Here is a 4,228-nt window from a genome sequence, read left to right on the forward strand (position 1 = left end):
ATCCGGGGATTACCCGGATGGGCAAGCAGGTAATCAAGGAAATGAACCGTGTTGGCCTAGTGGTTGATATGTCTCATTCTGCGGAACGTTCAACACTTGAAGCTATTGAAATTTCCGAGCGTCCGATTGCAATTACCCATGCCAATCCAAACTTCTGGCACCCGGCATTGCGTAATAAATCTGATACGGTTTTGAAAGCATTGGCACAATCTGGCGGCATGATCGGGTTTTCACTCTATCCTCATCATCTCAAAGGCAAGAGTGACTGCACACTAAAAGGTTTCTGTACGATGATCGCAAAAACGGCCGAAATGATCGGTGTTGAAAGCATCGGTATCGGCAGTGATCTTTGTCAGGACCAACCGGACTCTATTGTTGAATGGATGCGTGTTGGCCGATGGACCAAGACAATCGATTACGGAGAGGGATCAGCGTCCAACCCCGGTTTTCCTGAAATGCCAGACTGGTTCAGAGATAACAGAGATTTCCCCAACCTTGCGGCGGGGTTGCGGGATGTTGGTTTTTCACAAGAAGAAACAGCACGGATTATGGGAATGAACTGGTTTTCATTCTACGAAAACTCGTTTGGCCCTCAACAGCCTTAAGAGGCAACAGGTCTAATAATTGACCATTAGTACAGTGGGAAGAGGATAACCAATGGGGATAACATTGGAACCGTTCGCGCTGCTTGATTATGATACTTAGGGAGTAACTTAGATGGCGTATACGTCAACAACTGGAGACAGTGTTCTCAAAGGGGTGAATATCCCTCTTTTTGCTGTTACCGGCGGCTTTATTGCGGCGTTTTGCGGCTTGGCACTGATTGATGTTGATCTTTTAAAAGATTTGGTCAATGCGGGTTTTGGCTGGTCAGTACAGATTTTTGGTGCCTATTGGCAGGTATTGCTTTTGCTCACGTTTGTTATTGGTCTTTTTATGGCCTTTAGTGGGCGTGGTTCTGTTGTTCTTGGAAAAATGGATAAGCCAGAGTTTACCATTTTTCAATGGGGTGCCATGATTATGTGTACCTTGCTAGCTGGCGGCGGTGTTTTTTGGGCCGCGGGTGAGCCAATGGCACATTTTCTTTCCCCTCCACCTCTATTCGGTGTCGAAGCGAAAACTCCTGAAGCTGCATATCCTGCATTGGCACAGGCCTTTATGCACTGGGGCTTCTTGGCATGGGCAATTTTGGGAGCTTTAACCTCTGTCGTCTTGATGTATTATCATTACGAGAAGGGCTTGCCACTTGCTCCGCGCACGCTGCTTTATCCGGTTTTTAAAGAACGTGCTCTTAAAGGACCAATAGGTCTTATTGCTGATGCATCTTGTATTATCGCAGTTGTTGCCGGAACTGTTGGTCCAATTGGTTTCCTTGGTCTGCAGGTTAGTTATGGTCTTCAGGATCTCTTTGGCCTTTCAGATGGATTTACCTCTCAGGCTGTGGTGATTGCGGTGCTTGTTGGGATCTATACGGTATCTGCTGTTACAGGTGTCAACAAAGGTATTCAAATTCTCAGCCGATTTAATGTCATCTTGGCATGTGCGCTGTTGATCTTCATGTTCTTGTTTGGACCGACTGCTTTTATCGTTGATAGTTTTGTTCATAGTTTCGGCGTTTATGTTGACAAGTTTATCCCGATGGCAATGTTCCGTGCTGAAAGTGGATGGCTTGGCTGGTGGACCGTTTTCTTCTGGGGCTGGTTCCTAGGATATGGTCCGCTGATGGCAATGTTTATTGCCCGTGTGTCTCGTGGACGGTCTATTCGTCAGATCGTAATCATGCTGTCAATCGTTGCACCAATCGTGACCTGTTTCTGGTTCACCATCGTGGGTGGTTCAGGCATTGCTTTCGAAATTGCTAACCCTGGTTCTGTTTCTGGGGCATTTGAAGGCTTTAATCTGCCTGCGGCATTGTTGGCGATTACCAAACAGCTTCCTGCCGGGTTCCTGATCTCTGTTCTGTTCCTTATCCTGACGACTGTTTTTGTCGCAACAACGGGTGATTCAATGACCTATTGTATCTCTGTTGCGATGTCAGATAGCGATACACCAAGCACATCTGTTCGTGTGTTCTGGGGTATTGCAATGGGCGTTATGGCAATCATCTTGATCTCGTTGGGATCAGGGGGTGTTAGTGCGCTGCAATCCTTTATTGTTGTAACGGCAGTTCCAGTTTCACTGGTGCTATTACCGTCTTTGTGGGCAGCACCACAGATTGCAGGTATTCTGGAAAAACGTGATCGGGAAAGCACAACACCGATTACAGCAGAAGCCTAGGTCGTTTTGTCATGAATTCAGGGAAGATAAGGTTTCTTCCCTGAATAACTATAGCGTTCATTGGAGGTTTGTGTGACTTCGCAACTACATAGCACAAATTCAATTTCACTCCGACCGCCTCAACAGGTCATGAAACTGGATCGTCTGGGCTCTTTCCATCAAACGAGATTGAGCTTTATGCGCGCTGTTATGCGTCGCTTGAAGCGTGATAACTGGACCTTTGAATGTCCGATCTGGCGTATTAATGAACAGGGTGAAGGCGTTGCCGTTTATGTGGCAAAGGGGCCTGAACGCAGCTATAGCATGGTTTGTTTTGCCCATGATCTTGATCCAGCAAAGCGGTCTGATCGTGTTATTGCCGAAGCCTGGGACACCACTTTTGCTCTTTATGACGGTGTGATCGGTGAAGATGATATCGAGCGTCTGTCGCAGAATGTCCCGAAACAGGAAGCTGGACGGTGTCTGGAGAGCGAGCTTGTTCTCTCGCGAGCAAATAAAAGCGTCCGTTTGTTTGAATATGTCGTCAGCGAACTTGCTGCGGGCAGACAGCCAGATCAAACTGAGTTGAATAAAGTTGGTTATCTGATGCGCACAACCGCGGTCTATGGCAATGGTAAATTCGGCATTGCTGATCGTACCAGAATACAAAGTCGACCTGGGCTTAGTGGCCCGTTTCAAGCCGAGATGCTAACCGTCTGGCTGATCAGAAACTTCACCCATGATCTGGTGGAGCATGTTGCGCAGGCGATGGCGCCTGAAAAAGCCGTGAAGTTGAACAAGCGGCTCAAACGGCATTTGGGAATTGGCAATTCGACAGGTTTGGGCATGGCGCCGTTCTTGGTCAGCCATCCTATCTTGTTGAACAATTGGATGATGGTGCGCGAAACGGCCTTGGCCCGCGTTTGCGCGATTGAAAAGGCAAGCAAGGCTAGTGTTGAACGAACCGTTCAGTTGATCAAGCGGGTAAGCGCACATCTAGAACAGTGGAAAGTTCCTGACACGCAGCAGGCTGACCGCGTATCAATTCTCAAGCAGGAATGGCAAGAACTCACTGCGCTTTGCTCGCCTGAATTTCTTGAAGATTTGTCACCGTTCAGCCGATTGATTGAGGCGTCAGGACAATGGTCGCTTGAAGCCCAGGAACTGGTGGTCGCTTTGGTTCTTGAGCCGCATGGTGAACTGGTGGATGGCCTGACAGATTGCATGGCTAGTGATTTATCGCCGCGCCTTGACCCTGCCATGTCGGTTGCCGGCCTAGAGGAAATTATCAACGAATCCTACCAATGGGCGCTTGATCTGGCTGTCGATAAGCCAGCTAATTGCAAACAGTTCTGGTATGTTTCAGAGGAAAAACTGGAACCGCGTTTGGGTGATCGCTTCGATGAAGCCGGTGCAGAACTGGAGCTTCCTCACGACATTGCCAGACAGGTTCAAGCACTTTGTGCAGACATCGCCAAATTCGACCGTCAAAAATGCACTGCAGAATTCTTGATGCGCTTTCCTCAACATCGTCATATCGTTCGCCGCATCCAGACAGTTGCGAAATTTCCTTACGCTGAAATCCGCGATAATCTGGTCGGAGAAAAATGTCTGCCAATCGACATGCTAAGATGCAAATTATCATTTTTCGGAGCGTCCAAGTTCGATCCAAAGTCTGATCGGTGGACACGCATTACCATGTTTCAAGGTGCAGCCCTTCCAGACGATATTCTGGATACTTCAAAAGATGCTGATGATTGGTGGTTGCCCGTTTTGGAAACGGCCTGATGCTGCGCTCGCTCAATGAAGTCTATTCCGAACTGAGAAAAGCAGCGCTTGGGGCAGGGTTCCCAACGGGGCATGCCGAAGATATAGCACATTCCGGCGCTGCCCTGATTGCGCTCGGCGAAGATGGGGCAAGCGCGGTGCTTCAGGCATTGAATTCTGGTTATGTCAATTCACCCGAGGTTCC

4 protein-coding genes are annotated in these 4,228 nt (G+C 48.4%); all 4 read left to right on the forward strand.

What is annotated here, in order from left to right:
- The coding region (locus Q0241_RS13130) for a membrane dipeptidase (protein ID WP_299378190.1) at window positions 1-605 on the forward strand (605 nt) is incomplete at its 5' end.
- Window positions 606-717: 112 nt separating this feature from the next.
- A complete protein-coding gene (locus Q0241_RS13135; RefSeq protein WP_299378193.1) occupies window positions 718-2,277 on the forward strand; it encodes a BCCT family transporter in 1,560 nt (519 codons plus the stop codon).
- A gap of 72 nt (window positions 2,278-2,349) precedes the next feature.
- Window positions 2,350-4,044, forward strand: a complete 1,695-nt coding sequence (locus Q0241_RS13140; protein WP_299378195.1) for a hypothetical protein — start codon at window positions 2,350-2,352, stop codon at window positions 4,042-4,044.
- The coding region (locus Q0241_RS13145; RefSeq protein WP_299378198.1) for a DUF3726 domain-containing protein at window positions 4,044-4,228 on the forward strand (185 nt) is incomplete at its 3' end. The genes Q0241_RS13140 and Q0241_RS13145, both read left to right, overlap by 1 nt.

The organism is uncultured Kiloniella sp. (genome assembly GCF_937128705.1).
Classification (GTDB): Bacteria; Pseudomonadota; Alphaproteobacteria; order Kiloniellales; family Kiloniellaceae; genus Kiloniella.

What these genes read in the sequence shown, in the direction of transcription:
- Q0241_RS13135 (WP_299378193.1), top strand. Translation starts at nt 718, where the DNA reads ATGGCGTATACGTCAACAACTGGAGACAGTGTTCTCAAAGGGGTGAAT.